Annotated in this window: 29 protein-coding genes and 1 riboswitch; of the genes, 10 read left to right on the top strand and 19 right to left on the bottom strand. The window is 46.8% G+C overall.

What is annotated here, in order from left to right; translation table 11 throughout:
- Positions 1-141: 141 nt before the first annotated feature.
- Positions 142-723 (bottom strand): hypothetical protein, encoded by a 582-nt coding sequence (locus tag Q4E64_RS04185; RefSeq protein WP_303166438.1) that lies wholly within the window; start codon positions 721-723, stop codon positions 142-144.
- 181 nt (positions 724-904) lie between these two features.
- On the opposite strand from Q4E64_RS04185, the gene gluQRS reads away from it, so the two are divergent.
- A complete protein-coding gene (gene gluQRS, locus Q4E64_RS04190; RefSeq protein ID WP_303166440.1) occupies positions 905-1,903 on the top strand; it encodes a tRNA glutamyl-Q(34) synthetase GluQRS in 999 nt (332 codons plus the stop codon).
- Positions 1,904-1,980: 77 nt separating this feature from the next.
- Positions 1,981-2,199: a hypothetical protein gene (locus Q4E64_RS04195; protein WP_303166442.1), complete on the top strand. Its 219-nt coding sequence runs from the start codon at positions 1,981-1,983 to the stop codon at positions 2,197-2,199.
- Positions 2,200-2,240: 41 nt separating this feature from the next.
- On the opposite strand, the gene Q4E64_RS04200 is transcribed toward Q4E64_RS04195, so the two are convergent.
- The 17 genes from Q4E64_RS04200 to Q4E64_RS04280 form a co-directional block, all read right to left on the bottom strand.
- Positions 2,241-2,666, bottom strand: coding sequence for a PaaI family thioesterase (locus tag Q4E64_RS04200; protein ID WP_303166443.1), 426 nt, complete (start codon positions 2,664-2,666; stop codon positions 2,241-2,243).
- A gap of 34 nt (positions 2,667-2,700) precedes the next feature.
- Entirely contained in the window at positions 2,701-3,654 is a 954-nt protein-coding gene (locus Q4E64_RS04205; protein ID WP_303166444.1) for an AEC family transporter, read from the bottom strand.
- 144 nt (positions 3,655-3,798) lie between these two features.
- Positions 3,799-4,749, bottom strand: coding sequence for a triphosphoribosyl-dephospho-CoA synthase CitG (gene citG, locus Q4E64_RS04210; RefSeq protein WP_303166445.1), 951 nt, complete (start codon positions 4,747-4,749; stop codon positions 3,799-3,801).
- A gap of 54 nt (positions 4,750-4,803) precedes the next feature.
- Positions 4,804-5,559, bottom strand: coding sequence for a malonate transporter subunit MadM (madM, locus tag Q4E64_RS04215; protein WP_303166446.1), 756 nt, complete (start codon positions 5,557-5,559; stop codon positions 4,804-4,806).
- A gap of 15 nt (positions 5,560-5,574) precedes the next feature.
- Positions 5,575-5,937: a malonate transporter subunit MadL gene (gene madL, locus Q4E64_RS04220; RefSeq protein WP_303166447.1), complete on the bottom strand. Its 363-nt coding sequence runs from the start codon at positions 5,935-5,937 to the stop codon at positions 5,575-5,577.
- Between the two features lie 98 nt (positions 5,938-6,035).
- A complete protein-coding gene (locus Q4E64_RS04225; RefSeq protein WP_293728474.1) occupies positions 6,036-6,245 on the bottom strand; it encodes an acetyl-CoA carboxylase biotin carboxyl carrier protein subunit in 210 nt (69 codons plus the stop codon).
- A 250-nt stretch (positions 6,246-6,495) separates the two neighbouring features.
- The gene (locus Q4E64_RS04230; RefSeq protein ID WP_293728474.1) at positions 6,496-6,705 is read right to left on the bottom strand and encodes an acetyl-CoA carboxylase biotin carboxyl carrier protein subunit; all 210 of its coding nucleotides are present in this window, start codon (positions 6,703-6,705) and stop codon (positions 6,496-6,498) included.
- A 21-nt stretch (positions 6,706-6,726) separates the two neighbouring features.
- Complete coding sequence (gene mdcG, locus Q4E64_RS04235) at positions 6,727-7,404, bottom strand: malonate decarboxylase holo-[acyl-carrier-protein] synthase (RefSeq protein WP_303166448.1); 678 nt, start codon at positions 7,402-7,404, stop codon at positions 6,727-6,729.
- Positions 7,386-8,489 (bottom strand): acyl carrier protein, encoded by a 1,104-nt coding sequence (locus Q4E64_RS04240; RefSeq protein WP_303166449.1) that lies wholly within the window; start codon positions 8,487-8,489, stop codon positions 7,386-7,388. The genes mdcG and Q4E64_RS04240 overlap by 19 nt, the downstream gene beginning before the upstream one ends.
- 25 nt (positions 8,490-8,514) lie before the next feature.
- Complete coding sequence (gene mdcE, locus Q4E64_RS04245) at positions 8,515-9,396, bottom strand: biotin-independent malonate decarboxylase subunit gamma (protein ID WP_368501507.1); 882 nt, start codon at positions 9,394-9,396, stop codon at positions 8,515-8,517.
- Positions 9,397-9,423: 27 nt separating this feature from the next.
- Positions 9,424-10,383 (bottom strand): biotin-independent malonate decarboxylase subunit beta, encoded by a 960-nt coding sequence (locus tag Q4E64_RS04250; protein WP_303166452.1) that lies wholly within the window; start codon positions 10,381-10,383, stop codon positions 9,424-9,426.
- A gap of 1 nt (position 10,384) precedes the next feature.
- Positions 10,385-10,711, bottom strand: a complete 327-nt coding sequence (mdcC, locus tag Q4E64_RS04255; RefSeq protein ID WP_303166453.1) for a malonate decarboxylase acyl carrier protein — start codon at positions 10,709-10,711, stop codon at positions 10,385-10,387.
- A 15-nt stretch (positions 10,712-10,726) separates the two neighbouring features.
- Complete coding sequence (gene mdcA / locus Q4E64_RS04260; protein WP_303166454.1) at positions 10,727-12,400, bottom strand: malonate decarboxylase subunit alpha; 1,674 nt, start codon at positions 12,398-12,400, stop codon at positions 10,727-10,729.
- A 129-nt stretch (positions 12,401-12,529) separates the two neighbouring features.
- Positions 12,530-12,979 carry a HutP family protein gene (locus Q4E64_RS04265; protein ID WP_303166455.1) on the bottom strand — a complete coding sequence of 150 codons (450 nt, stop codon included), beginning with the start codon at positions 12,977-12,979 and terminating at the stop codon, positions 12,530-12,532.
- Positions 12,980-13,000: 21 nt separating this feature from the next.
- Positions 13,001-13,744: a biotin--[acetyl-CoA-carboxylase] ligase gene (locus Q4E64_RS04270; protein ID WP_303166456.1), complete on the bottom strand. Its 744-nt coding sequence runs from the start codon at positions 13,742-13,744 to the stop codon at positions 13,001-13,003.
- Positions 13,745-13,779: 35 nt separating this feature from the next.
- Positions 13,780-14,991, bottom strand: a complete 1,212-nt coding sequence (gene madB / locus Q4E64_RS04275; protein WP_303166457.1) for a Na+-transporting malonate decarboxylase, carboxybiotin decarboxylase subunit — start codon at positions 14,989-14,991, stop codon at positions 13,780-13,782.
- A 2-nt stretch (positions 14,992-14,993) separates the two neighbouring features.
- Positions 14,994-15,122 carry a hypothetical protein gene (locus Q4E64_RS04280; protein ID WP_256437809.1) on the bottom strand — a complete coding sequence of 43 codons (129 nt, stop codon included), beginning with the start codon at positions 15,120-15,122 and terminating at the stop codon, positions 14,994-14,996.
- Between the two features lie 169 nt (positions 15,123-15,291).
- Positions 15,292-15,432, bottom strand: a riboswitch (cobalamin riboswitch).
- 325 nt (positions 15,433-15,757) lie between these two features.
- Here Q4E64_RS04280 and Q4E64_RS04285 point away from each other — a divergent pair.
- Complete coding sequence (locus Q4E64_RS04285; RefSeq protein ID WP_303166461.1) at positions 15,758-16,612, top strand: patatin family protein; 855 nt, start codon at positions 15,758-15,760, stop codon at positions 16,610-16,612.
- Between the two features lie 18 nt (positions 16,613-16,630).
- On the opposite strand, the gene Q4E64_RS04290 is transcribed toward Q4E64_RS04285, so the two are convergent.
- Positions 16,631-17,509 carry an Rpn family recombination-promoting nuclease/putative transposase gene (locus Q4E64_RS04290; RefSeq protein WP_303166462.1) on the bottom strand — a complete coding sequence of 293 codons (879 nt, stop codon included), beginning with the start codon at positions 17,507-17,509 and terminating at the stop codon, positions 16,631-16,633.
- Positions 17,510-18,076: 567 nt separating this feature from the next.
- On the opposite strand from Q4E64_RS04290, the gene Q4E64_RS04295 reads away from it, so the two are divergent.
- The 7 genes from Q4E64_RS04295 (at position 18,077) to Q4E64_RS04325 (ending at position 26,930) form a co-directional block, all read left to right on the top strand.
- Positions 18,077-19,792 carry a hypothetical protein gene (locus Q4E64_RS04295; protein WP_303166464.1) on the top strand — a complete coding sequence of 572 codons (1,716 nt, stop codon included), beginning with the start codon at positions 18,077-18,079 and terminating at the stop codon, positions 19,790-19,792.
- A complete protein-coding gene (locus Q4E64_RS04300) occupies positions 19,785-20,195 on the top strand; it encodes a hypothetical protein (protein ID WP_303166465.1) in 411 nt (136 codons plus the stop codon). The genes Q4E64_RS04295 and Q4E64_RS04300 overlap by 8 nt, the downstream gene beginning before the upstream one ends.
- Before the next feature lie 66 nt (positions 20,196-20,261).
- The gene (locus Q4E64_RS04305; RefSeq protein WP_303166467.1) at positions 20,262-20,639 is read left to right on the top strand and encodes a hypothetical protein; all 378 of its coding nucleotides are present in this window, start codon (positions 20,262-20,264) and stop codon (positions 20,637-20,639) included.
- A 195-nt stretch (positions 20,640-20,834) separates the two neighbouring features.
- Positions 20,835-24,257: a hemagglutinin repeat-containing protein gene (locus tag Q4E64_RS04310; protein WP_303166469.1), complete on the top strand. Its 3,423-nt coding sequence runs from the start codon at positions 20,835-20,837 to the stop codon at positions 24,255-24,257.
- Between the two features lie 3 nt (positions 24,258-24,260).
- Positions 24,261-24,677 (top strand): hypothetical protein, encoded by a 417-nt coding sequence (locus Q4E64_RS04315; RefSeq protein ID WP_303166471.1) that lies wholly within the window; start codon positions 24,261-24,263, stop codon positions 24,675-24,677.
- A gap of 17 nt (positions 24,678-24,694) precedes the next feature.
- Entirely contained in the window at positions 24,695-25,150 is a 456-nt protein-coding gene (locus Q4E64_RS04320) for a hypothetical protein (protein WP_303166472.1), read from the top strand.
- Positions 25,151-25,283: 133 nt separating this feature from the next.
- On the top strand, positions 25,284-26,930 hold the full coding sequence (locus tag Q4E64_RS04325) for a hypothetical protein (RefSeq protein WP_303166473.1): 1,647 nt from the start codon (positions 25,284-25,286) through the stop codon (positions 26,928-26,930).
- Positions 26,931-26,944: the final 14 nt, after the last annotated feature.

Consider the following 26,944-nt stretch of genomic DNA (forward strand, 5'->3'; position numbering starts at 1 on the left):
TATATTATTGTACTACACCAGGGCGGCAAAAGTAAAGATGCCGCGCGGCTTCACGCTATCGTTTCCAGTCGCCGGACGCGACAGGAAAAATATTCGCAGAAAAAAGCTCCGGCCGCGTCGCCGGAGCTTGTAACCTTTCCATCACTTCAAGCTGTCCTTAACCTTGCGCATCACGTCGCTCAGCTTATATTCCGCCGCGTCCGCTTTACGCCTTACATTATCGAAAAGCTCCTGCGAGTCCAGCGAAAAGCGTTTGCTTTCGTCGCCCAAGGGCTTATCCTTGCAATCCATGTCGCGGAACTCCTGCAAGCGCCGCAAGCCCTCGTCCTTAGCCTCGTCGAAAATTTCTTTAAAGGCGGCGACGTCCTCCGGCCTGCCGGCCTGCAGCCAGGCGTTGGCTACCTTGCCCACGGCGTAGGTTACGGAAATTCCCACGGGAATCTGCACCGGCGCAAAGGGAATCAGCGTCACCAGCGTCTGTCCCACAAAGGTGGCGCCCAAAGAGCCCAAAAGCCCCAGCACGGCGCTTTCGCTTAATTTTATTCCCCGCAGCTCTGCCAGGCGGGTAATCATATACACCTCGTTGGCCATCAGCGCCATCGTTCCCATTACGGGCGCTACCACAATCACACCGGCGCGGGCCGCGGCCCAGCGGCAAATTTTTTCCGCTTCCCATGCGATATCCTCGTTATCCTTAAAGCCGTCGGTAATTCTTTCTTCCATTATTTTCTCACCTCGTTTGTCTTTTACAATTAAGAAAAACTTTTCACATTCTAATTATACCATACTCTCGACTTTTTGACCTTCATCACAAATATTTTACACAAGCGGCTCCTTATATGTTAAAATATAAAATGCAGGCTGTAATACGCCCGTCAAATATTTCAGCGAGGATGCGCTTCAGATGACATTGCCGCCTAACGAAAATCCGACAAGAAAAAATAAAATCAACGCGCCCATAGGACGCTTTGCGCCGACTCCCAGCGGCTTTCTGCATTTGGGCAACGTCTTTTGCAGCCTGCTGGCCTGGCTTTATGCCAAAAGCGGCGGCGGCAAAATTATTTTGCGTATTGAAGATTTAGACGCGCGGCGCTGCCCGCGCGCCAACGCCGACATGCTGGCCCGCGATTTGGAATGGCTGCAGCTTTTCTGGGACGAGGGCGCTTACGGCGGCGCTGACAGCGAAGATTATTTTCAAAGCCGACGTTCCGCGATTTACGAAAAATATTTCAACAAGCTGACGCAAGCAAAGCTAATCTATCCCTGCTTTTGCAGCCGCGCCGAGCTCCACGCCGCCGAAGCGCCCCATCTCAGCGACGGCCGCGTATTATATTCCGGCGTCTGCCGCCAGCTTACGGAAACTGAACGCGCGAGCAAAATGCAGCAAAGGCGTCCTGCTTACCGCATCGAAGTCCGGGACGAAGCGATTAGCTTTACCGACGGGCATTACGGCGGGCAGAGCTATAATCTGGCTCACGAGAGCGGCGATTTTATCGTCCGCCGCAGCGACGGTATTTTTGCTTATCAGCTGGCCGTAACCGTGGACGACGCTTTAATGGGCGTGACTCAGGTAGTGCGCGGCTGCGATTTATTAAGCTCCACGTCCATGCAGCTTTACCTTTACCGCCTGCTGGGCTTGACGCCGCCGGCCTTTTGCCACATTCCGCTTTTGACGGACCCGGACGGACGCAGGCTGGCCAAACGGGACGGCGATTTGGAAATAGGCGTGCTGCGGCGGCAGTACGGCGACCCGCGGCCCATCGTCGGCCTTTTAGCGTACCTGGCCGGACAGCTGCCTGCACCTGAGCCCATCAGCGCGCAGGAGCTGCTGCCTTTATTCGACCCGGCAAAAATCCCTACGCATAATATCGTCGTACCGAGGGAATTACTGCCCGGCTCATAAAATACGTTATCCATAAAACGGCAGCTGCCCGCAGCCGCTGCCGCAGACGACATAAAATTTAGGAGGAAGATAGCTCTATGAAAAAATTACTTATGAAGTACAAGGTCAATATGCTTTTTGTGGTAATCCTCAGCCTGGCAGCCGGTATGGCGGGCAGCTACTTTTTAAATAACCGCTGGCTGGGCCTCATCATTGCCCTTCCCTTATGCGCGCTGTACATTTATCAGGTGTACCAGGTGCAGGCGGACTATCGGGAGCAGCACGCGCGCAAGAAGCACACCAATAAATACAGATAAAAAAGCGGCAGGTATGAAGCGATTCATACCTGCTTTTGTCTTTACCATTTTTCCGGAACTTCGTTTAATTTATCCATGACGAACATGATGTAAGTAACATTGCAAATGATATTGCCCGCGTCGTCCGTAATCTTGGCGGCAATATTGATGGTCGACTGCCCCTTATGCAGAATTTCGCTGCTCACAGTCAAGGCTCCCAGCCCGCGCATATTGCTGATATAATCGATATTCATATTCAGCGTCGTACAAATTTTACCGACGGAAGCGCAGGTAATCCCCGTAACGCAGTCGGCCAACGCCGCCATTGCGCCGCCGTGTACGCCCAGCCAATGATTGGTATGGATATCAAAATCAATGGGCATTTCCAAGGTTGCGCCGCCGCAATGCACTTCCTTAATCTGAATTTTGAGCACGTTCATAAAAGCGTTGCTGCTCCACATTTTGCGAATAATTTTCTCCGGTTCCATAAGCTACCGCCTTTCTTGAATTTATTCTGCCGTTTTAAAACCAGACATTAACGACCGTCATGTAAATAGGTATTACCAATAAACCAAAGAGAATCGTGATAAAGCTCAAGGCCGCCGCGTACTTACTGTCCGCGCCGTACTGTTTGGCTACTATAGCCATCTGCGTCATCGCCGGCATCGCAGCCTGCATAGTAAACACTTTCACGGAAATCGGCGCGACATTAATCAGCGGCACTAAAGCCAGCACGCACAGCGGGCAAACCAGAAAGCGCCCGCAAAGCCCGCCTACGATATCGCGTTCAAAATTAAATTCACGCAAGCCAATCTTGCTAATCTCAATGCCGATAAAAATCAAGGACATCGGCGTCGTCAAATTACCGACATACTGAAAGCCGCGCGCTAAAAAATTAGGCAAGCGGATATCTAAAACAATCATTAAGATTGCAGCCGCAAACCCCATCAGCGGCGGCGACCACAGCTTTTTCAGCACAGTTTTGGAAAACAAGCCTTCGCGCACGCCCGTAGCGTCCGCCACAATATTGCGCACGCCCAAAGTCCAAAAGAAGGTTAAATTGACCATATAATACAGCATCACCGAAGGTATGCTTTCATCGCCAAATAAAGCTAAATTTACCGGCAGCCCGATAAACATCGTATTGGCAATAAAAAAATTAGTAATGAAAACGCCCTTGCGCCCGCGGCGCACTTTCAATAATTTGGCAGCGAAAACGCCGACGCACATAGCCAAAAGCATGGAGCCTACCGGGAGCAGCATATCCGGCGCCAGCTGCACAAGCTTTTCCAACGTAAAATTTTTCGTTAAGCTGGTTATCATATATAAAGGAAGGGAAACGCTGGTTACGAGTCTGGCTATCAGCGAGCTGCTGCTTTCGTTGAACCAGCCTTTTTTAGCCAGCGCGTAACCGATGCCTACGACGAAAACGATAGTAAAAATACCGTCCAGCGCTTGAAAAATAAAAGTAAGCATTTCCAAATCTCTCGCTTTCTTCTTAACGCATAATAAGGCTCGGTCGAGCAACCGAACCTTACCATGCTTAATGGAGGAGTTTTTAGCATTTCGTGCTAAGCATTTGTGTTTTTATGTCAAGGAACACCCCGATATACCATGTCCCTAAAATATATCGGTTGGGAATTCCTTATTTGCAAGTAAATAAAAAGTTATGGTTACAGAAAGCAGATCTGCGCTGCCTCCCGGACTGATGCGGCGTGAAACGAAATATTTTTCCGCTTCAGCCAAAGCCCTACGCCCCGCTTCGGTAAAGACGTCGCCCTTGGCTAAAATATCGGCCGCGATAGCCTGCACTTCGCGCGACGTATGCACGTCGGTGCGCCAAATTACGTTGCTGTCTTCCACCGTCGTCATGAGCGCCAATAAAGTATGCACTAAAGCGTCGTTCAAAGACGCTCCGCGAGCGAAAGCTTCTTGTAAAGCCGGCAGCCCGTGATACACAACGCTGGGAAAACCTTTTTCTACCTCGCCGCGAATACCGGTAATCCCGTAATCGCGATATAATTTTTCGCCCGCCGTCCTTGCTTCATCTTGCAGGCAGCGTAACTCATTATCGACCAAACCGGCGGTCATTTCCTTGATAAGAGGCAGCAAAGCGCTGCAATCCAGGCCGCGGTTCATTGCGTACCCAGCCGCTCCGCTGATTATGCCTCCGGCGAAAAGAATACCTCTTTGAGTGTTGACGCCCTTTGTAACGCGCAACAATTCCTGCTCCGCAGTTACGCCGTAAGCGCGTATTTTCGCAAATAATTCCTGTTCTGTACCTTGATGCGCCATACCGATATCCTGCAAATCCTGAAAGGCTTTGCTCAAAACGGCGGAGCTCATCATAAATGTCATAAGGCTCATATCCTGATGCGAGCCGTTTGATAAGCGCGTTACCAATCCAGGCTTAGGATGGGCGCTTACTTCTAATAAAATCGCCTGCGTAAGATACTGGCTTGTCTTTTGCAAACCGATATCAAAGGAAGAAAGCTGGCAAGCATAAAAGCTGTCGATAATTTTTATTTCGTTTTTGTCTACTCGTTGAAGTAAAAATTGTTGCTCTTGCATAATGCCAACCAGCTTTCTTCAATAATATATACGCTTTATTTTTCAGCCGACTTATTAACCAAAAATAGCCTTCGTCAGTAAATAGAATACGGACGGGAAAGTCAGGCAGCCGGAACCGGTGTAGAAGGTTGCGGTCATTGCGCAATACGGAACCAATTTAGGATCTACAGCCGCCATACCTGCAGCCGTACCGGAAGTAGTACCCATGATACCGCCGAACACCATTGCGGATTGCGGGTTATTCAGGCCGATCATCTTAGCGACGAACGGAGTCATAATCATAACCAATACGGATTTTACAACGCCTGCAGCGATGGAAATTGCAATAACTTCGGAAGAAGCGCCCAGAGCCGCGCCGGTAACGGGGCCAACTACGAAGGTCGCTACGCCAGCGCCGATGGTGCACAAGTCAATGGGAGAACGATAACCGAACATATAAGCGATAGCCACGCCGGCAATCCAAGAAGTAACCAAGCCGAACACCAGGGAAAGCACGCCGACCACGCCGACTTTTTTAATTTCGCGCAAGTCCGCGCCGAACGCGGTGGAAACGATGGCGAAATCGCGGAACATCGCGCCGCCCATCATGCCGATACCGGCGAACATGGGGATGGTTGCGATACCTTTAGCGCCGCCGCCAATATAAGCCAGAACCAGGCCGAGGAAAATCGCTACGGCGCTGCCGTGAATGCGTCCTTTGGTCAGTCCTGCCATTTTATAAGCGAATAAGTTTACGATACCAATCAGAACGAAAGCAAAAATCAGGCCGTTCTTAACCAATACTTTGGATAACATTGCCATTAAATCCATAATTTACACCCCCTTTTATTGTTTTTGTCCGCCCATTTTACTTAAAAGCGGAATGCAGATGAAGCCCAGAACGATGCCCAGTACGCCGCCCAGGACAGCTACTGCGCCGCCGGAAAGAGCTGCGGCTACGTTTTGGATAGAGCTCATCGCTACAACAATAGGGATGTACATTGCGGACCAGAAAGCGATACCCTCCTGACTCTTTTTATCCAACCAACCGGCGTCAATGCCTTTGTTGGACAAAATAATCAAGAATAACATTGCGAAACCAACGCCGCCGACGTTAGCTTTAACGCCTAAAAGCGCACCCAGAATATCGCCCAGATATACGCCAGTCAAATAACAGAACGCAAGTAAAGCAACACCATAAATAACCATAATTACACCACCTTAGTACAATTTTTTATTATCGCCGCCCTACGAACAGGGCGGCGAAACAACTAAAGGCTGAAAATATTCAGTTAGGGAAGCCTGAATTATTCAACGATAGCTACAACCTGACCTGCGCTTACGCGGTCGCCGGGTTGTACTTTGTATTCTTTAACAACGCCTGCTACCGGAGAAGGCACCAGTTGTTTCATTTTCATGGCTTCCATAACGATCAACACGTCGCGAACAGCAACCTGGTCGCCTACTTGTTTTTCAAAACGTACGATTTTACCGGGAACGCGAGATTTAATTTCCATGATTCATTTCTCCTTTTAATTTCAAATTTTATTTTTATTTGCGATTTTAGAAATGCCAGCCTGCACAAGACCGGCTAGAAAGCGCCAGATGCAAGGAAGGGCGACGACGGCGCATAATCAATACTCCTCATCCTTCGGATGTTAGCACGACCAACGCGTTTTCACTGCGCTACGCTTGTGATAACGCGGGTCTTTGCGTCATGAGCTTTGATAAAGTAGATAACGCTTTATCGCCGGTTCCTATAGAAAATTATTCAACGATGGCTACAACTTGGCCCGCGCTAACACGATCGCCGGGTTGTACTTTGTATTCCTTAACAACGCCTGCTACCGGAGAAGGCACCAGTTGTTTCATTTTCATGGCTTCCATAACGATCAACACGTCGCGAACAGCAACCTGGTCGCCTACTTGTTTTTCAAAACGTACGATTTTACCGGGAACGCGAGATTTAATTTCCATGATTCATTTCTCCTTTTGATTTCAATTTAAATATTTCATTATATCTGCGCGATATAATAAATTAACATCATCCAGGCTTTTACCAAGCAACGTCCTGGTATCGGCAAATATTTCGGGAAGCTTTACGCCGTAGCCGTTAGGCAAATCCAGCTCGAAATCCAATTTGATTTGGCCAAAATTTTCCTGAGCCGTGCGGTAAAAGTCCAACAACTTTTCATAAGCGGCAGGTTTAATCAGCAAATCGATATCGGACTCGTCGTCCGTATAGGGCAGGTCGGTCGCCAGCTCCAACGCCGCCGAACCGAGCGCGCCAATCTGCAAATCGTATTCCGCCGCCAAGCTGTAAAGCTTGAGCAAGGTTTCCATGCAAAGGTTAGGCGCGTCGAAAGCAAACGCCCTGCGCTGCATAACTTCATAAGGCGTCATCGTCATTACGATATCCTGCATCGTAGTGAAAGCGCCGATGCGCAAGCGATTCCCCTGCAAGCGTTGGTGGTGGACGAAGCCGACGGCAAGCATTTCCGGTCTTTCGTCGCTGCGGCGGACAAATCCGGGAACGTCGGCGTCGCCGAGCAACACATCCCGCGCCATTTGCCAGGCGTCGCCGCTATAAGCAGCGGCGATATCCCGCCATATTTTTTCTTTGCCTGACGAAGATACAAAAACCAAGTCGTGTCTTTTTAACTGCGTTTTGTCCATGTCGGGTCTGCCTTCGCTTTCTGTTGATAATCGAGCTGCGCCCGTACCATATCGTCAAAGAACTGCGTTTTCTGCGGCCCTTCGATAATAATTCCCGGCTGCTCTCCCGCGCTGACGTAATCTGGTTTCAATTCCAAAACCGTATGCTCCGCTCCCGTTACGACGTCGGGGCTTACCTTAACGATACGCCCTTTAATTCGCAAAATGGAACGGACGACTCTGCCTAAAGTTACCGTCGAAGTAAGCGTTGTCGCTTTGACAATCACTTCATATTCCGGATAGGTGCGCTCGCGGCGATAGGTAATAATCTTACCCTCGCTGTTGCACACATGACCGCTGGCGGATACGGGGAAGCTGTCGCCCATCGGCAAGCCGCCCACTACCAGCTCGAACATTTCCTGTCCCGCGCCGCCCGGAAGCTTAACCAATTCGATATCTTCGCGCACCGGCACGCCGTCCATGCACAGCCAGCCAAATTCCTGACAGCCGTATAAATCGTGGACGCGCGCGTTCAGTACGGATTTCGCCGTCGGCAAAAGCTCCAAATCCAGCGGTGTGCCTGCGGTCAGCAAAACGATATCTCGCGGCAATTCGTCAGCCACGCCCATATGCCTGGCGTCCTCCAAAGCCGCTCTGATAAACGAGGATTCGCCGACCACGGCCTGCGGTTGAAATTCATACAAAGCCGCCAAAAAAGCGTCCCTGCTGGAGCGTACCAAAAAGCGCCATTCCAAACCGTACTTTTTCATAGCGTCGCCAGAAAACACGTTGACCAAAGGCGGATAAGTTACCAAAACCTTATCGCCCGCTTTAAGCCCCGCGCGTTGCAAAACATTAAACGACGCCTGGATTTTACGCGGCATTTCGGCGAAAGTAACTCCGACAATATTTTGGAAAGCGGACGAGCCTGTGGTAAAAGTCAGATAAGCCAGATTAAGGGGAGTATGAACCTCTTCAATGGTATGAGCGGCAGTCGGTCCAGCTATTCCTTTATCGGCCAGCGTTTTACGCGGCATTTCGGCAAATGTTGGCGCGGATCCAAAGTCCTTAACCATATTGGCAATTTCTGCCAGCATTCCTTTCATACTACCCCTTCTTTCTTCCTTAAAATTAAGCGTTGATGTATTTGTCTGCTACAGCGGCGAACTCTTCGTTCATTTTAGCCATAGCTTTCAAACGGGTTACGCGACCGCCGCGAGCGTCGCCGTCCAAGCCGCGGCCCCAGGGACCGAGCTTCTCAATTTCGCCGGCGGCTTTCAGCTCTTGCACTTCTTTAATGTGCTTAGCGATAGCGCCGCGCATATCTTCTACTTTATTAACAATCTCTTTTACGCCGCCCAGATTGTAGAAGAAGTTTACGCCGGGAGCGAATACCGGGTTGACCTTGGACAATTCTTCCAGACGCTCGATATCCATTTTGGTAATACGGGAAATGGAAGTGATGGGCATTACGTGAATCATAGTGCCAAAGTCAGTGGACAGAGCCAGGATTTCGTCGGCTTGCAAACCGTGGCACAGGAACGCGCCGGAAATTGCGCGGCCGATTACCATCGCGATAATGGGATGGCCGGTCTTGCGCGCTTCGGCCAAAGCCAGCTGGTATGAACCGGTAGCTTTGTTCATGCCGGCGATTTCTTCCATTTTGCCGGGGCCGTTGCCCGGGGTGTCGACAATCAAAACAATCGGGCGTTTCTCAGCCAAAGGTTTTTCTTTGTCGGCTTCAATAGTGCGATATACGGCAGTAGCCATTTTGTAAGCTTCTTCCAAACCGATAACGCCGCCGAATACTACCGGGAAGCGGTCGTTGAAAGCGTAAGCGTCGTTAGCGATAACGGTTACGGTTTCGCCTTCCAGTTGAGCGGTGCCGACAACGGCGCCAGGGCCGTATTCCGGATCCAGCTCGGCGGAACCTACTTTATTTTCTGCGAAGGAGCCAGCGTCAACAATCATTTCAATTGCGTCGCGACCGCGGCCAATCATAGTGTTTTCCATTTCATCCATGTTCTTTACCTCCTTCTTTTATGCGCGAACTCTGCGTTTTACAACTTTGAGGAATTCTTCGGTAGTCATTTCCGGCAAAGCTGCGGGGTCTTCGTTGCCAAAATACTTCCACAAATCCATGGAATCTTTAGGCTGCATATCGCCGACCAGTTTTACCAGGCCTTGTTGTTCCTGTACCAGCGGCAAAGAACCGATGCGGCGCATCTTTTCGATTTCATCCATGGACAGGTCGGCTACTTCGGCCAAAGTCTTATGGAAATCGCCGATAACGTCTTCTACCAGATAGTTGCAGTCCTGGATGATGTATTTATGTTTAGCGCCGGTAGTACGGTATACCAATGCTTTGTTGGAAGCGTCGAATTCGTCCTTGCCCATTTCCTGCTCGATTACTTCCGGGCCGGTCAAGCCGATACGGCCTTCTTCGTTCATAACGATAACGTCGGTAGCTGCGGCAACGAAGCCCATACCGCCGAAGCAGCCTACTTTAGAGCCAACTACGGCAACAATCGGGAGAATGCGACGGCAATCCTGGATAGCGTCCATAACTTCGGCGTGAGCCAGGAGGCCGGCGTTTGCTTCGTGCAAACGCACGCCGCCGGTTTCAAAGGAAATCGCTACCAACGGACGGCGAGCTTCATACTCGTCAGGGTGAGCAGCTTTAATATCTTTAGCGGTTTTCAAAGCCAGACGCAAGGTGTTGACCATTTTAGCGCCGTTGACTTCGCCGATAGCGCCGCCGATAAATTTGCCTTCCATGGATACGACGAACAGGGGATGCTTGCCAACCAGACCTACGCCGGTTACGGTGCCGTCGTCAAATTCAACTGCGGTTCCCAATACGGGCAGATGGGGGCTTTCAAAACGATCCAGAGGATTCAGTAATTCGGTAAAGGTGCCTTTATCGCACATGCCCACTGCACGTTCACGGGCATTAGCATCAAAGAAGCTGCTCTTCTCCAGCTCATTCCAACTTTTCATCTTATTCTGCCTCCTTTGCGGTTGCTTCTGCCAGCGCCTGGCGCAATCTCATATAAACTACGATGGGCGTAGCGTTGTCGTCGTTGATTTCGATAGTGATGTTGCCAACGCCGGTGTCGTTAACGAATTTGCCCAGCATTTTTTCCCAAACGGCGTCGAAGCCGACTACCGGAGTGCAGACTTTGGCTTTAACATTGCCGCCCAAATCTTCTTTAATGAACATAACTTCCAGGTCGCCGCTGCCGGTTACGCCCAAATGGAACCATTCGGGGTTAATGGTTTGAGTATTTTCAGATTTAAATTCAAATTCCAGATTTTGTAATGCCATTGTACTGTCCTCCTCTTACCAGTTTCTAAATTTAGCAGGCGGGTTATAGAGGCCACCGGACCATTCAACCAGATCATGTACGTTCTTAGCAGCCAGCATGGAGCGGTTAGCTCTGCTCATATCGATACCCAAATCTTGCGGAGTCTTGATGATGCCCAACTCGCGCAGGCGTTTGGTCTCTTTCGGGTCGGCCTTCATGCCGACTTCGGTGAAGCCTGCGATACCGCGGATAGCGGCGGTGCGTTCTTCCATATTGCGGCACTTCGGCAGGTAAGCGATACCTTCTTCGGTAATGATATGGGTCAGGTCGTCGCCGTAAATCATTACGGGTTCGATGGACAGGTTGGCGTTCTTAGCCAGCTTGAAAGCGTCCAGCTCTTCTACGAAGCCGGGAGCCAGTTTTTCGCGGAAGGTTTCGGCCAGTTGTACAACCAGGCGTTTGCCGCGGCGTACAGGACCCCACAACTCTTTGTTGAGCGCGTATTCTTCGCCGCATTTCAGCCATGCGCCGGAGGAATGACGACGGCCTTTCGGGTCGCAGCCCATGTTAGGCGCGCCGCCGAAACCTGCTACGCGGTTAGCGGTAGCGGTGGAGGAGTTGCCGTACGGGTCGATTTGCAGCGTGCCGCCGATGAACATATCGATAGCGTAATGACCTGCGGTTTGCGAGAACGCGCGGTTAGAACGCATGGAGCCGTCGGGGCCTACGAAGAAGATGTCGCTGCGGGCGGCAACGTAATCTTCCATGCCCAATTCGCCGCCGAAGCAGTGAACGGATTCTACCCAACCGGTTTCGATTGCCGGAATCAAAGACGGATGCGGATTCAGGATAAAGTTCTTGCAGATTTTACCCTTCAAGCCCAGCTCTTCGCCGTAGGTCGGCAGCAGCAGCTCGATAGCCGCGGTGTCGAAGCCGATGCCGTGGTTCATGGATTCAACCTGATATTCGCCGTAGATGCCTTTAATAGCCATCATGCCTTTTAATACCTGCGCGTCGGTAATCAAAGCCGGGTCGCGGGTGAACAGCGGCTCGATGTAGAAAGGTTTCGGGGATTGGATTACATAGTCGACCCAATCGGCGGGAATATCTACACGAGGCAGCTTATCGACGATTTGATTTACCTGGGCAATAACAATGCCCTGACGGAATTTAGTAGCTTCGACAATCGCCGGAGTATCTTCGGTGCTGAAGCCGGTGAACAAATTGCCTTCCTTATCCGCCATGGTTGCGGCTACCAGCGCTACGCGCGGAGTCAAATCAAGGAAATAACGGCCGTACAATTCCAAATAAGTATGGATAGCGCCCAGCTCCAGTTTGCCCTCCTGCAGGAATTGCGCGATGCGTCCAGCCTGCGGCCCGGAGAAAGACATATCCAATTTCTTGGCGATACCTTTTTCAAATACATCCAGATGTTCGGGAAGAGTCAGCACGGATTGAACCATGTGCAGATCATGAATCTTAGCGGGGTCAACCTGGCACAAAGCCTTAGCCAAAAAGTCGGCTTGCTTCTGGTTGTTGCCTTCGATGTTTACCTTGTCGTAAGGTTTGATTACTGCTTCCAGTAACGCTACTACATCTTTCGCATCAACGATTTTTCCCTCTTTGACAAGATGAGCTGCGTTTTTAGCGCGCTCCATCGCGTCCTTTTTGAGAGTGTCCCACTCACGAGTAACTTTTTTGAACTCCATTACGGTCTCTCCTTTCTGAATTGAAAGCCATATATTGCGCCAAACAAAAAGAGAGAGCCTTTATAGCAGAAGTACGCCCCTGCTCTAGCTCTCTCTCATCTCCACTATTTTATTGTAGAAGTTCGTTGGCTATATATGCATAACTCCCAGCCCTGCACGCTCGTGATTAGTCATATAGTGCAGCGCCGATTTGCCAAACAAGGCAACTGCAATCCAATGCTCGTCCCTAGCCACGGCAATTTTCATAGCCAGGCTAGCGCTCGTACTCACGCTAACCAAAATGCCTCTTTTAGCTTCTTCGGTAGCGTGGATTATCGCGTGGATATCATTGGTGCTTTTTTGTATGATGCCTGAATTGAGGCAGGCACCGATTACAGCCCGATTTATTTTTTCATTGAAATCGTCAAAGGTAGTTTTGCCGCCGACTTCTGTGACCACAGCCTTGAAGCCGCTTTTAGCTACCAGTTTTTTCATCATCCCCTCGTCGTAAAGGGTTTGGGTAATAGCCAAAAGCATCGCGGCCGTACCAGCGCTTCTAATGCTGGTTTCCAAAAAGTCCTGCTTGCTTGGTTCCGCCATTCTCAATCACTCCTTCTCTATTTAACGGATACTGATTTCCCCAAAGTCAAAGCTTTGGCATTCTCCTCCTTCGCTGCGTACAACGATTGCTCCTTCCGCGTCGATATCCGTTACCGTTCCCGAAAAAATAACCTCGTCGTTATCTTTGACCAAAACTTTTTGGTTCAAAGTACAATTCAGTTTTTTCCAGAGCGGTAAGATTACGTCGGCGCCGCAAACAAGCCACTCCCGATAAAGCCCGTTAAACTCTTGCAAAATATTATCCAAAACGTCTTCGCAGGTATAATTTTTGTTCAAGCTAACATTTAAAGAAGCGGCAGCGTCTCTTAATTCCGGAGGAAAATCTTCTATCTTTAAAGCCACGTTAACGCCTACGCCCACCACGGCGTAATCTATTTCGCCGTCTTCGCTCAGCTGCAGCTCCGAAAGGATGCCGCAAACTTTTTTCTTGCGAAGTAATAAATCGTTGGGCCATTTTATCATTATATCGTCCGTGGCATAAAGTCTGCGTAAAGCCTGGCAAACCGCTACGCCCATCAGCAACGTAACCTGCGCAGCGTATTGAGGATCGATTTGCGGACGCAGGATAACGCTGAACCATAAGCCGCCTTCCGGCGAAGTCCAGACGCGGCGCATCCTGCCGCGTCCATTCTCCTGGCGTTTCGCAACTATGACGGTACCTTCCGCAGCTCCTTCTCGGGCAAAACTTACGGCGGTAACATTTGTAGATTTCAATACGTCAAATTGTCGAAGCTGTATCTTCATAATTAAGCCTCAAATTTATAAATTGGCTGACGAGTTTATTTTACCAAACCAATCGTAGCGATGAATACGCCGCAAGCGATAGCGGATACGATAACGCCGCCGATATTAGCGCCCATAGCTACGGGCATTACTACGGCAAACGGGTCCTCGTCTTCAGCCGCATGCTGAGCAATCTTAGCGGTGGTCGGCACGCAGGATACGCCGGCGATACCAACTACGGGGTTGAAGTCGCCCTTCTTGAACCAGTAAACCACATAACCGCCCAAAACGCCTACGACGCCGGATACGGTCAGAGCCATAACGCCCAGAATAATCAGCGGCGCTACTTTCGGGTTCAACAAGGTGGAAGCTTCGCACAAGGTGCCGAGCAGCAGGCCCAACATCAAAGTACCGATGTACAGCAAAGTGTTTTCAATCAAATCCTGATAGGGAACAATCTCCGCTTCTTTAATAGCCATGCCCAGGAAGAAGGACATAATCAGCGGAGCGGCCATCGGCAGCAACAGGCAGAGCAGCGCGCAGCATACCAGGATGAAAATAAATTTCTTATGTTTGGGAACTTCGGGAGCGTAGTACATAATATCTTTACCGCGCAAAGCTTTGGGAACCAGCAGCTTGAGCAGCCAAGGATAACCGGCATAGGTCAAGGACAGGTACAGATAAGCGATTACGGAAATCGGTACGAACAGATGCGGAGCCAGCATCAGGCTGGTGAACAAAACCATCGGGCCGTCCGCGCCGCCGATAGAAGCAACCGCAGCCGCCTCCGGAGGAGTCAATCCCAAGTGTACGCCCAATACTAAAGTAACGAAAGTGCCGGCTTCGGCAAAAATCGCGATAATGATGGAAGTCCAGGGATTAGCCAGGATAAAACCGATTTCGCACATAGCGCCAACGCCCATGAAAACTACGCAGGCTACAAGGCTGTTGCTGAAAGTCAGGTTGTAAATCGGCTGCAGGAAATTTATCTGCATAATATCGACTAAAGCCGCAGGATCAGAAATCAACGGGTCGAGGAACAGCGTGCCGATTTTGCCGCCGTCCAGGAAAAGGACGCCGCAGTTAATACAAATCATGCCAACGCCCATGGGAACCATGATAAGCGGTTCCAAAACTCTTTTAAAGCCTAAGTAAGCTAAAACAAAGCCAAAGATAATAAGACCGATTCTGGCAAGAGCGATCGTGGTGTCCTGCACCATTAAAGACGCAATGCCAGGGAATAATTGTGCAACGATGCCAGCGTCCATGATTATTCCATACCTCCTTCATCATTACTGCCGCCCATAATTTTATTGAGCAGTACAACAGCGCCAATCATAACAAGAGCGATTGCTGCGGTAAATGCGTAAGAAAACAACGCATAAAGTTCAACGCTCATAATTAGATCTCCTTTCATCATTTTGAATTAAATTTTAATTTTTTAAGTTGATATCGTTATTCGCAAAGGTTTCCGGACACCAGAGCAAATAAAAATATCCCTTTCCGCCAGCGACAGAAAGGGATACAAGAATAGCATAGTTATCTCGTATACACTCCGTCTCTCGCAGAAATATATAACAAACTAAGGCTGCGATCTGACTTAACCCCTCATTAAAAACAATAGAAGTATCACAGTGGCGTGACCGTAGCAGATTCACACTGCTTTCCCTAATTTACCCCTTGCGGGCACCTTAGCCAGTTTTGTAATTTTACCTCCCGAAAAAATTTTGGGAAGCGTTCTAAACACGTTGCAAAGCTAGAAAAACAAAAAGAGACCGATTGAATAAAAACTCTTATTCTCTCGATCTCCGTTATGCAATTTTAAGCTTTACTTGGGGAACTCTATACTCAAATTCTCTCGTTGCTTGTATTGTATAACACGTTCGTCCATTTGTCAATCTTTTTTTACAAAATCGCGCCGCGAATTGAAAAAGAATTGTAGAAACCGTTTCTCATTAAGAAAATCTCTTTTACTCGTTATTTTTTCGCATTCGACCGCGACTTAGTGTATAATACAAGCAGGAGGATATCGCTATGCATCTTACTAATATCGCCTTAGTTTTAGAAGGCGGCGGTATGCGCGGTATGTTTTCAGCGGGAGTTTTCGAAGCCTTTCTGCTTAAAGATTTGACCTTTCCCTACATCACCGCCGTATCCGCCGGAGCCTGCAATATTTTGTCATATATGTCAAGACAGCCTTTGCGCACGCGCAAAATTATCGAAAATTACGTTACCGACAAGCGCTATTTCAGCCTGCGCAACTGGCTCAAGGAGGGCAGCATTTTCGGCTTTGATTTTATTTTTGAAGACCTGCCCAAAAAGCTGCTGCCCTTCGACTTTGCCACCTACTATCAATATCCCGGCGTTTTACAAGTCGGCACGACCGACCTGCGTACCGGCAAAGCGGCCTGGTTCGGCAAGGAAGCCATCGGCCGCAGCTTTACGCCGGTGCGCGCTTCTTCGTCCATGCCCTTTCTGGCTCCCGTGGTACACATGGGCGGTCGCGATTTGCTGGACGGCGCTTTGGTAGCGCCCATCCCTTACGAAAAAGCGCTGAAGGCAGGCTATGACAAATTAGTCGTCGTCCTCACGCGCAACGCGGGTTACCGCAAGAAAAAATCCGTACCTAAGCTACTGCTCAAAACAGTGTACCACGAATACCCCAAGCTATGGGATATTATGCAGCGGCGTCCCGCTTTGTACAACGAACAATTAGAAGCCGTCGAAGAAATGGAACGGCAAGGCAAAGCCGTGATCATCCGTCCGCAGGTTCCGTTGGAAATCGACAAGTTGGATATCAAACCCGATAAGCTGCTGGCGCTGCATGACCACGGCATCGGCTGCGGCCTAGCGGCCTGCGAAAAAATTCTGCGGCTGGCGGAAGAATAAAATTAAGGAATAGATTTTTTACTCTGCCACCTCTAAGCCATTGTCCTGGGCTAAAGCATAAATTTCTTCTTTGCTCATCTGCGAATATTTTATGATTTTTGTTACTTTCTCCTTATCCTTGAGCATATCAATAGCAATATTACGGCGTTCTTCCATACGTCCTTCGGTGCGGCCAATGGTCAAGCCTTCCTCGCGGCCTTCTTTGCGTCCTTCCGCACGGCCAGCCATTCTTTCGTCCTTCAATCTTGTAGACAATACCATAAATTCTCGCCTCACTTTCTTATCCTGCCGCAGCCTTATTACCTCCGCTTCCACTTCCTGCGTAAAAACATCCGTAGGAACCAGATCGTTGACATAACGTAAAAAATTTTTAACCAGCGGACTTACTTCGCCTCGTGTTCCCTGTGCATTGAGCAGCAGCACGGTGACGTCATTTTTCAGCTCCAGCGCTAAATTTTCCAGGCACCGGCTTTTAAAGGTATAGACATAGCGGCCTTCGCCAAATAAATCGAAAGCGCAGATAAACACTAAAACCAGCGGATTCAGCTCGTCGAAATCCTGACCTTTCTGCAGCATATCCATATCCATGATAGACTGATAATAGCGCGTGCGCTTGGGCAAAAGCGGTCCGCCTGTAGCTTCTCCTAAAGTATTTTTGACCTGCATTTCCAAATTATAGCGCGTATGTTTATCATCCGCAACTATAACGTCCAGGCGCACGCCTCTGCTGTCGTAGTAGGGCTCAACGGTTTTTTCTGTTTCCGTGTAGATAATGTCGGCAATGTCCTGCTGCATAATGGCGCTGACAAGCTTTTGGCAGAGATATTTGTTCTCCATTACCTTTTTGAACATAAAATCGTTGCTGATGGGAAGATTCTCAAATTTGTACTGTGTCATCTTGTTCCTCCTTAATTATACCATATTGAAATAGAATCTGTGCGGAGAATTTATGCCGCTGCTGTCCTTTGGTGAAAGCAATCATCTCCTTTTTTGCAAAATAAAAAAGCAGTACCGCCGGTTACAGTAAAATCTGTAACCGGATTGGTACTGCTAAGTTTCGCTTGTGTTCAATAATTTTCGCGAAATAATCGCGGCGGGCTTGCGGAAAGCCGCCGTTTACTGCATTTTTACTTGTCAAGAATTTTATACGTTAAGTATAGCATGCTTTTTGAGTATTAGCAAGAAAGTATTGTTGTTATGCGAACGTTCTTTTCCTATCGCGTTACGCGATAGGAAGCGTTTACGGCTTTGTTTTTTGGACGGTAAGCGTTTTCCTCGTACAGCAGAGCTTTTTTATAGGAAGGTTGTATACCTTCTTGGCAAAAGATTTACAATTTTTCTTTAAGGTAATATACTATAAATAAGATAAGCCTATAGCGATGGCTGTAATAGTTTTAGTTCTCTGCCGTAAATTTATCTATATTATCACATTGCCGTAAAATGGAAGGAGGCTCGCGAGGTTAAATGAATATGTATATGTATAGTTCGTCGTTTAATAACGCGGGCTGCCTGACAAGCGGCTTCGGGTTGGAAATCAATTTAGATAGCAGCGCCAAAATTTCTGGCAGCGGCGTAACGGGCAGCGTGGGCACGAGCAATATTGACAGCGAGTACAGCAGCGTAATGGAGCAAAGCGGTGTTTACGCAGGTGAAGAAGGCTTTGATATTTATGTGGGCAGCAATACGGATTTGAAAGGCGGCGTAATTGCCAGCGAAGCGGAGGCGGAGAAAAATAAAATTTCTACCGGCACGCTGACGTGGGAGGATATTCACAATAAGGCCGAGTACCAAGCCAGCGGTATAGGCGCAAATGTGAATATCAATAACGGAGCTGATTATAACGAAAAAGGCGTAACGCCGAATATCGGTATGCCTGTTGCGGACGAAGCGGAAAGTACGACGAAAGCTGCTATTGCCGAGGGCACGATTGAAATTCGCGACAAGGAGAACCAGAAGCAGGACGTAAGCCAACTGAATAGGGATACGCAAAACAGCCTGAATAAGCTAGGCGAAATTTTTGATAAAACAAAAATTGAAGAACGCCAAGAATTAGCAGGTTTATTTGGCGAGCTTGCGTATAAAGCTGTGGGTGACCTGGCGATTAAAAACGGCTGGGCGGAAGGCAGCTCGGAAAAGAACGCTTTGCACGCGCTTATAGGCGGCATTATGGGCGAACTGGGCGGAAGCGGCTTCTTGGCAGGCGCAAGCGGAGCAATGGTCAACGAAATGATTCAGGAAAAGCTGAGCGAGATGTTTAAGGACGATCCGGCAATGCACCAGTGGGCCAGCGCGCTGATAGGCGGCGTAGTGTCCGAAATAGTTGCCAATAACGCGCAGGCAGGGGCAAGTACGGCGGCCAGCGGGACGAAGAATAACTATTTAACGCATAAACAATTCCTCGATTACCAAAAAGAATTGGCTGATTGCAATGGCGATCCGGATAAAGAAAGGGAAGTAAGAGAAAAATATGAAGCTATAGACGCTTTGCAAGACTATATTGGGCTGGAGATGCATAATGAATCTACACAAGGAGCAACAAGTGTTGGAGTTGATTTGAATGGTGATGAAGTTGTTTTAACGCCAGGTATGAATCTTGTTAAAGGCGATGAAACTATAAGAAATATTATAGATAGCACAAATTTAAATAATCAAGTTCTTGAGATGCCTAACGGAAGTATATACTATATAGATGAAAAAGGCGTTTTATACCAAGCTTTTGAGGGAAAGGCATTAGAGAATGCTATTGTAGAAGGAAGTAAATTAGCAATAAAAGCTGATATTATTCCTGATCCTAAAAAAATGACTACGGATTATGTTTATTCCTATGTTGGTGGTGGTATTTCTAAAACATTATCAGTTAATTTTGGTTATATTCTTGATAAGCATGGAAACGTATATATATTCGAACAAGAGCAGAGTGGAGCAGGCATAGCTCCACCAACGTATATTGGATATGGTAAAGGAACAATAGAAACTAATTGGAAAAATACTACAGGTAATAGCATAATAGATGCTATTAGTGGTAATAGTAGCAGCATAAGTGTAAGTAGTATTGTTAGTAGTAGTGTTTCTGTCAGTGATGATAGTATGGTTCTAGTAGTAGAAATTGGAGTAGAAACCTCTGCTGGCATTACACTATCCAGAAGACATGCTCGTAAGGTAGGTAATATTTATGACTAGAGGGCATGGCTTTTTTGGAATATTAATTTTAGTTATAGTAATTTTCTTTAGAGTGAATATTTATAGTTCTACTCCAAGTATATATGCTCAAGAACAAATTTTTCGTTCTGAAGAAAAGAATCTAAAAATTGTTGAACTTGTAGAAAAAAGGAGGGAGTTTGTTCGTAACCAGACTTATTTAGTGTACTATGAGTTTCAAAATGGAAATAACATAACGGAGCATCAAAAAAAGATAGAGGAAATTATATCAACCAAATTTATGCTAGCAGGGTGGATGAAAAAAAATGAAAGAATTACAACCGAAAATAGAAAAATAATAAACTTTATCAAGCAAAATAAGGAATATTACTGTGAAGTAGAAGTGTATAAGACAGGAGTTGCTCTACGATTTAGATATAAATGATTAAATTGTGATTAATAAACACAAGTGTTGCCATGCTGCTTACTAGTCTTAATAGGAGTTAAAGTTATGTTGGACTTTTTTAAAGATTACACTTGGGTTATTATTACTTGTTTGATCAATATATATAAATTCATAAAGAGTAAGAGAAGAATCGCTTTTAATGAATTGATGATTATTATATTGAGTGTTTTTATGGGAGGATGGCTGCTTGATTATTTCTCTGCAAATTTATTAAAAAAGATTTTGGGAACAGCAAGTAATCATATATTGGGAGCATTAATAATGTTACAATATTTCTTTGTAATAAGAAATGCATATACAAAAATAAAAAATATAGAGAATATTGATGAACGTAAAAAGAAGCTAAAACGATTTTGTTTTGAATCGATATATTTAGTATTTGTGTTTGCTTTAGCAATATGGTATGTAGGATTTTACAAATAATGATGCTGGTTGATGTTATTCATAAATATAATTTGTTGTGTAGATGTGTTTAGAAAATCAGCACTAGGTAAATGAATAGCATTATCTTCTTCCCCTCGTAAAACACGATAGAAAAAATGTTCGTTATAATTCTCTATCGTAAATTTATCTGCATTATTGTATTGCCGTAAAATGGAAGGAGGCTCACGGTATTAAATGAATATAAGAATGTATAGTTCGCGGTTTAATAACGCGGGCAGCCTGACGCTGAACGCGCAAGGCACGGTGGAAAACATCGGCACTATTCAGGCCGACGGCACGGTGGCCTTGCGCGGCGAGAATTTGCTGAACAAGGGAGCCGTGGCGGGTGAGAATATTACGGCTGAAGCCAGCGAAACCATCAGCAACAGCGGCAGTATGCGGGCGAAAATCGACGCCATACTGCGCGGCGAGAATATTGTGAACGAGGCTGTGACAGAAACCAGCCGCTATAAGGAGTTAGAACAAACAAAAATTATCGGCACGGGCAGCATCAGCGCAGGCCGGGATGTGACTTTGGCGGCGGAAGAAAATATTACCAACCGCGGCGGCATTCTGGCTGCGGAAAATGACCTGACCTTGAGCGCGGGGAAAACCATAGACCTGACGGCGATGGCCGACGAAAAGCATGTGGCCGTGGCCTACGGCAGCAGCAGCGCGGAAATCCACCGCGTGGAAAACCAGCAAAGCCTACTGGCAGGCGAAAATATCAGCATAAACGCCGGTGAAAATGTGAACGTCAGCGGCGGCGTATTAAGTGCGGCCCAAAACGCGGAAATCAGCGCGGGCGGCGACGTGAATATGACGGCGGTGAAGGACGTTTACAGCGAAGATTCCAGCGTGGGACGTCGCGGCGGCAGCTATTACGACCGCTTGCAGATTGTGGACGAAAGCGTGAAAGGCACGAATTTGGCCGCCGGGGAAAATATTACTGTGACCGGCGGACGGGATATTAACATTACGGGCAGCGCCGTGACCAGCGAAAGTGGCAGGGCGGAGCTGTCTGCGGGCAACGAAGTCAATATTCAAAATGAAACGGAATACCACGAGCGGCTTCGCGAGCATCACGAGAAAGTGAGCGGTATTTTGAGCAGCAAGACCACGGACGTTTACGATTACAACAATCTTAACGCGGTAGTGGGCAGCAATGTTTCGGCCAATGAAATTGCCGTTACCAGCGGCGCGGACACAAGCGTCAAGGGCAGCAATGTCGTAGCGGACGGCGACGTAAAGATTACAACCGGCGGCGATTTGCACATTGAAAGCGCGGCCCAGACCAGTGAAAGCGAATACGAAAAGCAGGTGAAAAAGAGCGGCCTTTTGAGCGGCAGCGGTTTTGGCTTTACCATCGGCAAGGAAAAACAGCGGGACGAATACGCTAACCAAAACAGCGAGCAGGTGGGCAGCACAATCGGCAGCGTGGAGGGCAGCGTAAATTTGCACGCCCAGGGCGACGCCAATATTAAGGGCAGCGAGATTATCGCGGGGAAGGATATTACAATCTCCGGCGAAAATGTCAACATTGAAAACACGGACAATATTTACAACGCGCAGGAGCGGCACGAGTTCGAGCGTAGCGGCTTGAGCGTATCTGTGGGCGGCACGGCAATAGAGAAGGTCAACGAGGCCGTAAGCCATGCGGAGCGGGCTGCGCAGGTAGAGGACGAGCGGCTGGCCGCTTTGCACGCTTATGAAGCTTACGATACGGTTAAGGAGAACGCCGGAAAAATAAAGGATGCAATCGACGGCAAGGGCGGCGTAACGCTGAACGTAAGCATTGGCACGACCAAGAGCAGGAGCGAAAGCAGCAGTACGACGGTTGTGGCGCAGGGCAGCAATGTCCAAGCGGGCGGCGACGTTACTATTACTTCGACGGAAAAGGATATCAATATCCAAGGCAGCAGTGTGTTCGGCGAAAACGTAAGCTTGAACGCGCAAGAAAACCTTAATATAACTGCGTCTGAAAACGCCAACGTAACAAAACAAGATTCCAAATCCAGCAGCGCCAGCGTAGGCGTAGGCTTTGATTTGTCGACGGGCAATGTGAGCAGCGTTACTGTGGGCGGCAGCAAAGCCAAGGGCGAAGTGGACGCCAACAGCACAACTTATAATGAAAGCTCTGTAACAGCCAATAAGGATTTAAGCTTTACCAGCGGCGCGGATACCAATATTCAAGGCGGCAAGCTGAGCGGTGAAAAAGTGACCGGCAGCGTGGGCGGTGATTTGAATATTGAAAGCAAGCAGGACAGCAATAGCTATACGGAGAAAAATACCAGCGGCGGCTTCGGGTTGGAAATCAATCTGGATAGCAGCGCCAAAATTTCCGGCAGCGGCGTAACGGGCAGCGTGGGCACGAGCAATATCGACAACAAGTACGCCAGCGTAACGGAGCAAAGCGGCATTTACGCAGGCAAAGAAGGCTTCGATATTTATGTAGGCAGCAATACGGATTTGAAAGGAGGCGTAATTGCCAGCGAAGCGGGAGCGGAGAAAAATAAAATTTCTACCGGCACGCTGACGTGGGAGGATATTCACAATAAGGCCGAGTACGAAGCCAACGGTATAGGCGCAAATGTGAATATCGATAACGGAGCTGGTTATAACGAAAAAGGCGTAACGCCGAATATCGGCATGCCCGCTGCGGACGAAGCAGAAAGCACGACGAAAGCCGCCATTGCCGAGGGCACGATTGAAATTCGCGATAAGGAGAACCAGAAGCAGGACGTAAGCCAACTGAATAGGGATACGCAAAACAGCCTGAATAAGCTGGGTGAAATTTTTGATAAAACAAAAATTGAAGAACGCCAGGAATTAGCAGGTTTATTTGACGAGCTTGCATATAATCAGATACATGATCTGAAAGGCACGGATGAGCAAAAGGCTATGTATCACGCAGTAGTCGGCGGAATCATGGGACATTTTGTTGGCGGTGACATATTGGCTAATGCTAGCAGTGCGGCCATTAATAAGTTGATTTCGGATGAAATAAAAAAAGTTGCTAAAAATGATCCTGCAATATCGCAATGGTTAAGTGCAGCACTAGGTGCAGTTGTTTCTGAAATTACTGCTAATAACATTCAAGCAGGTTCTAGTATTGCGGTTAGCGGAATGAAGCATAATGAATTTGCTAAAAAAGATGTTGAATCATGGTATGTGATAGGAAAAATGGTTTCTAATTTGGATTTTAGTGATATTAAAGATGGAGAGCCAATTTTTAGTTATATGCTTGGTGGTGGTATGGCTGCAGGACTAGGTGCTAAAGTCGGATTAGTGGTAACACCTGATAAAGTTTATATGTCTTTGGGTGAACAAGTTGGCTTATCTACGTTTGCTAGTGATGGTTCAGCAAATAAGGTATATATTTTAAAACCTGGTTATGATTTGAAATATTTTGTTCAAAATAAATTATCTATTCCCAAAGATGCTTATGTTTCGAATTTAGAAGAATATAATCAGGCGATAAAAGGTGCTTCAATGGGCGTTTCTGCAGCTATAGGTTTAAATGTTTCTGCTTCTATTACTCCGCAAGGATATACAATAATATCATCTGGAGTTAGCAGTAATGTAGGAGTAAGCGGAGATTATTCTATAACATGGTGATAAATGATGAAGAATAGAAAAATAATTTGCACTATCGTAGGATTTATTGCAGTGTTATGTTTATTTGTTTTAACTCCTGATCGTAGAGATATAACTGCAAAAGATTTTAAATTATCTAAAACGGACATACTGGTTAATAGTTTGTTCGATATCCAGTTGCCGTCAGAAAAATATATCAATAATTTTATTATTTATTTTGCAATGGGAAACGCTAATCGTGTAGGTGTTATAGATATATGGTTTAATAGTAATTTGAATTTCCAACAGATGATAACTTTGTTGTTTAAAGAGTTAAAAAGTGAAAACAACTTCAAGTTGATAGGGAAATCAAGCCATATATATACTGACGGCATTGTAAAATATACAATAACGTATGTAGAAAAAGATAATCTGTATAATGTACATATTACTGTTTTGTAAATATAGCAGGTGGATATATGAAGTGTACCGATGGTTTAAAAAAAATAATATTATATTTTTTGCTAGCTCTATTATTGTTGGCTGTAACGGCGAGTATAGATGGAATACTAAAAGGAGAAAATGAGGGGCGATATAGAGAAAATTGGTTATACTATGAATTGATTAGTATAAAACTGCCCAATAATATAGTCGTAAAAGAATTATCATCTGAAAGATATTTATTAGGCGATTGTGTATTATATTGTGATTTTTTAGTAGATGAAGAAAAGTATGCAGAGCAGTATATAAAAGACAGAATAACGGAGCAAAATTGGTCTTTGGTATCTAGCGATGGCAATAAAAGTAGTTATGTAAAAAAGACTATAGTTCTAACTGTTTTTAGAGAGGATAGTTTATATAAATTTATTTTTACTGACTGTCGAAATGATAAAATCGCCTACTTATATAATTTGCCAAAAGCAGATGTGTTATAATTGTTCCTATAGTTGCTGTTTTCCATTCCCCTCGCGAAACGCGATAGGAAAAGAATGTTCGCTTTATTTTGTTGCTGCAAATTTATCTGTATTATCACATTGCCGTAAAAGGGAAGGAGGCTCGCGGGGTTAAATGAATATGAATATGTATAGTTCGCCGTTTAATGACGCGGGCAGCCTGACCAGCGGCTTCGGTTTGGAAATCAATCTGGACAGCAGCGCCAAAATTTCCGGCAGCGGCGTAACGGGCAGCGTGGGCACGAGCAATATTGACAGCCAGTACAGCAGCGTAACGGAGCAAAGCGGCATTTACGCAGGCGAGGAAGGCTTTGATATTTATGTAGGCAGCAATACGGATTTGAAAGGCGGCGTAATTGCCAGCGAAGCGGAAGCAGAAAAGAATAAAATTTCTACCGGCACGCTGACGTGGGAGGATATTCATAATAAGGCCGAGTACGAAGCCAACGGTATAGGCGCAAATGTGAATATCGATAACGGAGCTGGTTATAACGAAAAAGGCGTAACGCCGAATATCGGCATGCCCGCTGCGGACGAAGCAGAAAGCACGACGAAAGCCGCCATTGCCGAGGGCACGATTGAAATTCGCGATAAGGAGAATCAGAAGCAGGATATTTCCGGCTTAAATCGCGATACGCAGAACAGCCTGAATAAGCTGGGAGAAATTTTTGACCTTGACGATGTTAAGGAAAAACAAGAATTTGCCGGATTGTTCCAGGAAACTGCCCATAGGGCTATCGGCGATTTGACCGGCAAAATCAGCAGCGAAGAAAAAGCCGTGCTGAACGTCTTTATCGACGGGCTGATAGCACAGTGGACTAACGGCGATTTTTTGGCGGGAGCAAGCGGCACGGCGCTGCTGGAATCTATGCAGGGAGCTTTAAATGAAATAGAAGACCCGGCTATGAAGCAGATAGCGGCAGGCTTGCTGGGCGCTGTTGCAGGCGAAATTGTGGGCGGCAACGCGCAGGCAGGAGCTTCGGGCGCTATTAGCACGGAGAAGTATAATCATTTGGAGCATGAGCAATATGAAAAAATGCTAAAAGACCTTGCAGATGCTAATAATATCAGTGAAACTAAAAATATTTTTATTGAGAATAGCGAGCTTTCGCAAAAACAAGAAAAGGAGTGGTTTGAAGCTCATAAGGATGATAAACCTGTGCGTATAGATGAAAATGAACAAGCAATATATGTTCCTGTTAATGTAGGGAAAGATATTTCTGGCAACGATGTTTATTTCTATCCAGGTCCTGGCGAGCGCAAATTTACGGTAGATAATAAGCTTGTAGGAACTGAATTGATGCAGGATAAAATAAACTCTTATGATTACCGTTCCTTGAAAGATGGTGAAATCTATAGCGTATCTCAAAGCTTATCTATTGGGTTTAGCAGCGTAGCTATAAGTTTGTCCATAACTAATACGGGTGAAAAATATCAGGATATAAAAATTCTTGGCGGTGTAGATAAAAACATTCTTGAAGTATTGAATAAATTGTCTAGCATATCCTTTGGAACAAACTATAGCGAAGGAACATCCAAAATATATGATAACCGTGATAATATTATAAGTAACCCTGAAAAAATGAGGGATACTTTAACAGGAACGTCGTTAGTTATGGGAGGAAGTATTATAGGGGCTAATAAAAATGTGAGTTTAGCTGCTAATGGTAACCAGGTAGCGAGTGATTCAGAGGTAAATGTTGGTACAAGTGTTGTAGGCGGAAGCATGGGCATTAGTATATGCAGTTATTTAGGTAAATAGAAAGGGGTTGCAAA

It is taken from the genome of Phascolarctobacterium sp. (genome assembly GCF_030531065.1).
Taxonomy (GTDB): Bacteria; Bacillota; Negativicutes; order Acidaminococcales; family Acidaminococcaceae; genus Phascolarctobacterium_A.

Excerpts from the sequence above, each read along its gene's own strand:
- Q4E64_RS04185 (WP_303166438.1), bottom strand. The coding sequence starts at position 723 with ATGGAAGAAAGAATTACCGACGGCTTTAAGGATAACGAGGATATCGCA.
- gluQRS (WP_303166440.1), top strand. The coding sequence starts at position 905 with ATGACATTGCCGCCTAACGAAAATCCGACAAGAAAAAATAAAATCAAC.
- Q4E64_RS04195 (WP_303166442.1), top strand. The coding sequence starts at position 1,981 with ATGAAAAAATTACTTATGAAGTACAAGGTCAATATGCTTTTTGTGGTA.
- Q4E64_RS04200 (WP_303166443.1), bottom strand. The coding sequence starts at position 2,666 with ATGGAACCGGAGAAAATTATTCGCAAAATGTGGAGCAGCAACGCTTTT.
- Q4E64_RS04205 (WP_303166444.1), bottom strand. The coding sequence starts at position 3,654 with ATGCTTACTTTTATTTTTCAAGCGCTGGACGGTATTTTTACTATCGTT.
- citG (WP_303166445.1), bottom strand. The coding sequence starts at position 4,749 with ATGCAAGAGCAACAATTTTTACTTCAACGAGTAGACAAAAACGAAATA.
- madM (WP_303166446.1), bottom strand. The coding sequence starts at position 5,559 with ATGGATTTAATGGCAATGTTATCCAAAGTATTGGTTAAGAACGGCCTG.
- madL (WP_303166447.1), bottom strand. The coding sequence starts at position 5,937 with ATGGTTATTTATGGTGTTGCTTTACTTGCGTTCTGTTATTTGACTGGC.
- Q4E64_RS04225 (WP_293728474.1), bottom strand. The coding sequence starts at position 6,245 with ATGGAAATTAAATCTCGCGTTCCCGGTAAAATCGTACGTTTTGAAAAA.
- Q4E64_RS04230 (WP_293728474.1), bottom strand. The coding sequence starts at position 6,705 with ATGGAAATTAAATCTCGCGTTCCCGGTAAAATCGTACGTTTTGAAAAA.
- mdcG (WP_303166448.1), bottom strand. The coding sequence starts at position 7,404 with ATGGACAAAACGCAGTTAAAAAGACACGACTTGGTTTTTGTATCTTCG.
- Q4E64_RS04240 (WP_303166449.1), bottom strand. The coding sequence starts at position 8,489 with ATGAAAGGAATGCTGGCAGAAATTGCCAATATGGTTAAGGACTTTGGA.
- mdcE (WP_368501507.1), bottom strand. The coding sequence starts at position 9,396 with ATGGAAAACACTATGATTGGCCGCGGTCGCGACGCAATTGAAATGATT.
- Q4E64_RS04250 (WP_303166452.1), bottom strand. The coding sequence starts at position 10,383 with ATGAAAAGTTGGAATGAGCTGGAGAAGAGCAGCTTCTTTGATGCTAAT.
- mdcC (WP_303166453.1), bottom strand. The coding sequence starts at position 10,711 with ATGGCATTACAAAATCTGGAATTTGAATTTAAATCTGAAAATACTCAA.
- mdcA (WP_303166454.1), bottom strand. The coding sequence starts at position 12,400 with ATGGAGTTCAAAAAAGTTACTCGTGAGTGGGACACTCTCAAAAAGGAC.
- Q4E64_RS04265 (WP_303166455.1), bottom strand. The coding sequence starts at position 12,979 with ATGGCGGAACCAAGCAAGCAGGACTTTTTGGAAACCAGCATTAGAAGC.
- Q4E64_RS04270 (WP_303166456.1), bottom strand. The coding sequence starts at position 13,744 with ATGAAGATACAGCTTCGACAATTTGACGTATTGAAATCTACAAATGTT.
- madB (WP_303166457.1), bottom strand. The coding sequence starts at position 14,991 with ATGGACGCTGGCATCGTTGCACAATTATTCCCTGGCATTGCGTCTTTA.
- Q4E64_RS04280 (WP_256437809.1), bottom strand. The coding sequence starts at position 15,122 with ATGAGCGTTGAACTTTATGCGTTGTTTTCTTACGCATTTACCGCAGCA.
- Q4E64_RS04285 (WP_303166461.1), top strand. The coding sequence starts at position 15,758 with ATGCATCTTACTAATATCGCCTTAGTTTTAGAAGGCGGCGGTATGCGC.
- Q4E64_RS04290 (WP_303166462.1), bottom strand. The coding sequence starts at position 17,509 with ATGACACAGTACAAATTTGAGAATCTTCCCATCAGCAACGATTTTATG.
- Q4E64_RS04295 (WP_303166464.1), top strand. The coding sequence starts at position 18,077 with ATGAATATGTATATGTATAGTTCGTCGTTTAATAACGCGGGCTGCCTG.
- Q4E64_RS04300 (WP_303166465.1), top strand. The coding sequence starts at position 19,785 with ATGACTAGAGGGCATGGCTTTTTTGGAATATTAATTTTAGTTATAGTA.
- Q4E64_RS04305 (WP_303166467.1), top strand. The coding sequence starts at position 20,262 with ATGTTGGACTTTTTTAAAGATTACACTTGGGTTATTATTACTTGTTTG.
- Q4E64_RS04310 (WP_303166469.1), top strand. The coding sequence starts at position 20,835 with ATGAATATAAGAATGTATAGTTCGCGGTTTAATAACGCGGGCAGCCTG.
- Q4E64_RS04315 (WP_303166471.1), top strand. The coding sequence starts at position 24,261 with ATGATGAAGAATAGAAAAATAATTTGCACTATCGTAGGATTTATTGCA.
- Q4E64_RS04320 (WP_303166472.1), top strand. The coding sequence starts at position 24,695 with ATGAAGTGTACCGATGGTTTAAAAAAAATAATATTATATTTTTTGCTA.
- Q4E64_RS04325 (WP_303166473.1), top strand. The coding sequence starts at position 25,284 with ATGAATATGAATATGTATAGTTCGCCGTTTAATGACGCGGGCAGCCTG.